This is a genomic window from Ramlibacter sp., from assembly GCF_035706265.1.
In the GTDB taxonomy this organism is placed as follows: domain Bacteria; phylum Pseudomonadota; class Gammaproteobacteria; order Burkholderiales; family Burkholderiaceae_C; genus Ramlibacter.
Genome location: NZ_DASSVG010000305.1, coordinates 1 through 3,553, shown reverse-complemented (window position 1 = coordinate 3,553; position 3,553 = coordinate 1). Strand labels below are relative to the sequence as shown.

At 73.0% G+C, this 3,553-nt stretch carries 3 protein-coding genes; 1 reads left to right on the top strand and 2 read right to left on the bottom strand.

Annotated elements, in window-relative coordinates:
- Nucleotides 1-599 (bottom strand): dienelactone hydrolase family protein (locus VFM98_RS11135; RefSeq protein WP_325109989.1); only part of this gene is annotated, 599 nt, incomplete at its 3' end.
- 69 nt (nucleotides 600-668) lie between these two features.
- Between VFM98_RS11135 and VFM98_RS11130 the strand changes: the two genes are divergently transcribed.
- Nucleotides 669-2,093 carry an FAD-binding oxidoreductase gene (locus tag VFM98_RS11130; RefSeq protein WP_325109988.1) on the top strand — a complete coding sequence of 475 codons (1,425 nt, stop codon included), beginning with the start codon at nucleotides 669-671 and terminating at the stop codon, nucleotides 2,091-2,093.
- A gap of 173 nt (nucleotides 2,094-2,266) precedes the next feature.
- On the opposite strand, the gene VFM98_RS11125 is transcribed toward VFM98_RS11130, so the two are convergent.
- Nucleotides 2,267-3,412, bottom strand: a complete 1,146-nt coding sequence (locus VFM98_RS11125) for an SPASM domain-containing protein (protein ID WP_325109987.1) — start codon at nucleotides 3,410-3,412, stop codon at nucleotides 2,267-2,269.
- Nucleotides 3,413-3,553: the final 141 nt, after the last annotated feature.

Genomic DNA, 3,553 nt, shown 5'->3' with positions numbered 1-3,553 from the left:
CCGGCGAGTTCCGCCACTTGCTCCAGCGTGCCGGGCTCCTCGAACAGGTGGGTGGCGCCGGGCACCACTTCCAGCCGCTTCTCGCAGCCCAGGTGCGCGAAGGCGACGCGGTTGAGCCCCAGCACCTCCGTGTCGGCGCCGCCCACGATCAGCAGCGTCGGCGCCCGCACCTGCGGCAGCGAGGTGAGCGCCAGGTCGGGCCGGCCGCCGCGCGACACCACCGCCGCCACGTCGTCCGGCCGCTGCGCCGCGGCCAGCAGCGCGCCGGCCGCGCCGGTGCTGGCGCCGAACAGGCCCAGCGGCAGCGCGCCCACGTCGGCGCGCGCGCGCACCCAGGCGATCGCTTCCTGCAGCCGCTCGCCCAGCAGCGCGATCTCGAACACGTTGGCCCGGTAGTGGGCCTCGTGCTCCGTCAGCAGGTCGAACAGCAGCGTGCCCAGGGCGCGGGCGTGCAGCGCGCGGGCCACGAACACGTTGCGCGGGCTCAGCCGGCTGCTGCCGCTGCCGTGGGCGAACAGCACGAGGCCGGTGGCGCCCTCCGGCATGAGCAGTTCGCCCGGCAGGCTGCCGGGGCCGACATGGACCTGTTCCTTCAGCATGGCGTGGCTCCGTCGCGGGAGAGGAATCCACTGTAGTCGCTGGCGGAGGGCGGCTGCTACCCTTGCGCCATGAACGCGCCCACCTCCCACGCCCAGTTGCTGCCCGAAGTGCGGCAGCAGGAGATTCCCCCTGCGCTGCTGCAGGCGCTGCAGGCCCGCTTCGGCGCCCGCCTGTCGACCGCGCTGGCGGTGCGCGAGCAACACGGCCGCGACGAATCGCCCTTCGCCGTGCCGCCGCCGGGCGCCGTGCTGTTCGCCGAGAGCACCGCCGAAGTGGCCGAGGCGCTGCGCCTGTGCAACGAACACCGCACGCCGGTCATCCCCTACGGCGCCGGCTCGTCGATCGAGGGCCACCTGCTGGCCGTGCGCGGCGGCCTCAGCATCGACGTGAACCGCATGAACCGCGTGCTGGCGGTCGATGCCGACGACCTCACCGTCACGGTGCAGCCGGGCGTCACCCGCAAGCAGCTCAACGAAGCGATCCGCGACACCGGCCTGTTCTTCCCGATCGATCCCGGCGCCGACGCCTCGATCGGCGGCATGAGCGCCACCCGCGCCTCCGGCACCAACGCCGTGCGCTACGGCACCATGCGCGAGAACGTGCTTGCGCTGGAGGTGGTCACGGCGAGCGGCGAGGTGATCCGCACCGGCACGCGGGCGAAGAAGTCCTCCGCCGGCTACGACCTGACGCGCCTGTTCGTCGGCAGCGAGGGCACGCTGGGGCTGATCACGGAGATCACGCTGCGCGTCTATCCGCTGCCCGAGGCGATCTCGGCGGCGGTGTGTTCCTTCCCCACCATCGCCGATGCGGTGCAGACCACCATCGAGACCATCCAGCTCGGCGTGCCGATCGCGCGGGTGGAACTGATCGACGCCAACAGCGTGCGCGTGGTCAACGCCCACAGCAAGCTCTCGCTGCGCGAGGAGCCGATGCTGCTGATGGAATTCCACGGCTCGCCGGCCGGTGTGAAGGAGCAGGCCGAGACGGTGCAGGAGATCGCCTCCGGCCACGGCGGCAAGGCTTTCGAATGGGCCACCACGCCGGAGGAGCGCACGCGCCTGTGGACGGCGCGGCACAACGCGTACTTCGCCGCCGTGCAGTCGCGCCCGGGCTGCCGCTCCATCACCACCGACACCTGCGTGCCGATCTCGCGCCTGGCGGACTGCCTGCTGGAATCGGTGGCCGAGGCCGATGCGAGCGGCATCCCCTACTTCCTCGTCGGCCACGTGGGCGACGGCAACTTCCACTTCGGCTACCTGGTGGATCCGGCCAGCGAGGACGAGCGCGCGCGCGCCGAGGCCCTCAACGAGCGCCTGATCGCGCGGGCGCTCGCGATGGGCGGCACCTGCACCGGCGAGCACGGCATCGGGCTGCACAAGATGCACTTCCTGGAAGCCGAGGCGGGCCCGGGCGCGGTGGCCATGATGCGCACCATCAAGCGGGCGCTGGACCCGAACGACATCCTGAATCCGGGGAAGATCTTCACGGTTTGAAGGCGGCAGCCCCGGCTTCGCTGCGCTCGCCGATCGCTGGGCTTTCGCTGTCGCTCCAGCGCCAGCCTACGCAAAGCCGCTCCATCTGCGCGAGCCGGGGCCGGCCTGCCGTAGGCTGGGGCGGCGGCAGCCGCCGACGCTGAGCCGCGCCAGCGCGAAGCCCAGCGATCGAGCTACCGCGGCGTGAAGCGCATGATGTCCGCCGCGGGCCGCCCCTGGCGCAGCAGCACGCCCATGGCGCGCATGTGCGGCGCCACGGCGCGGAAGAACTGGCGGTAGCCCGCGCACAGGTAGTTCACCGCCGGCCCGCCGCTGGCCGCATGCAGGAAGCGATGGCGCGGGCAGCCCCCGCGGCAGGCCGCCAGCACGTCGCAGCGGCGGCATTGCGAAGGCAGGGTGTCGCGCTTGGCGTCCTCGAAGGCGCGCTGCGCCGGGGCCGACAGCATCTCTGCCAGCGACGTCTCGGCCAGGCTGCCGATGCAGTGCTCCGCATCGAGGTAGCGCTCGCAGGCGTACACCGAACCGTCGTGCGCGATCGCCACCTTGCGCGCGCAGGTCTCCGCGAAGCTGCACAGGCTCGCGCGGCCGTGCACCCAGCCCTGCAGGGTGCTGTCGAAGAGGTGCACGAACACGCGGCCGACGTCGTGCCGGAGCCACTCGCCGAACACGGTGGTGAGGAAGCGGCCGTAGGCGACGGAGCCGACGGTGCGCGGCGAGAGTTGCACTTCGCGCGCCGTTCGGCGCGGCCCTCGCGGCTCGCCGCAGGCTTCCACCAGCGGCAGGAACTGCAGGTGGCGGGCGCCGAGCTGCTTCAGGTAGCGGTACACGCCCAGGGGATCGCGCGCGTTCTGCGCGCTCACGGTGGTCTGCGTGTGAAAGGCGATGCCGTGCGCCTGCAGCCGCCCGACGGCCTGCAGCAGGCGGTCGGGCGCGCCGTCGTGCGGCGGACCGTCGACATGCAGCGTCACGCCGAAGCCGGCGGCGGCCAGGAAGCGGGCCCAATCCTCGTCGATCAGCGTGCCGCCGGTGTGCAGCGTGTTGCGCACGGTGCGGCCGCCGGCATGCTGTTGCTGCAGCGCGCAGGCACGGCGGAAGAAGTCGAGGCCGCGGCGCATCGGCTCGGCACCTTCCCAGGCGAAGTGCAGTTCGCCTTGGTGCGCCTCGCAGGCGCCGTGCACCAGCGCCTGCAGCGTCGCATCCTCCATCGCGCGCTCGCCCGCCGGCCGCACCAGGACCTGGAAGGCGGCGCAAGCCGCGCGGCCCGTGCCGCGTGCGCCGGTGAGGAAGAACGCATCGCCCATCACCGGGAAGGATGGCACGCCGGCGCCGCCGCGGAAAGCCGCGGCGCGCTCGGGCGCGCGTCCGTTGACCCGCGTCAAGCCGGCCCGGCCCCCAGGATGGCGTGCAGGAGACACTCCTGCGGAGGATTGCGGCGGGGACGCTGCTGCCGGACGCCGGCG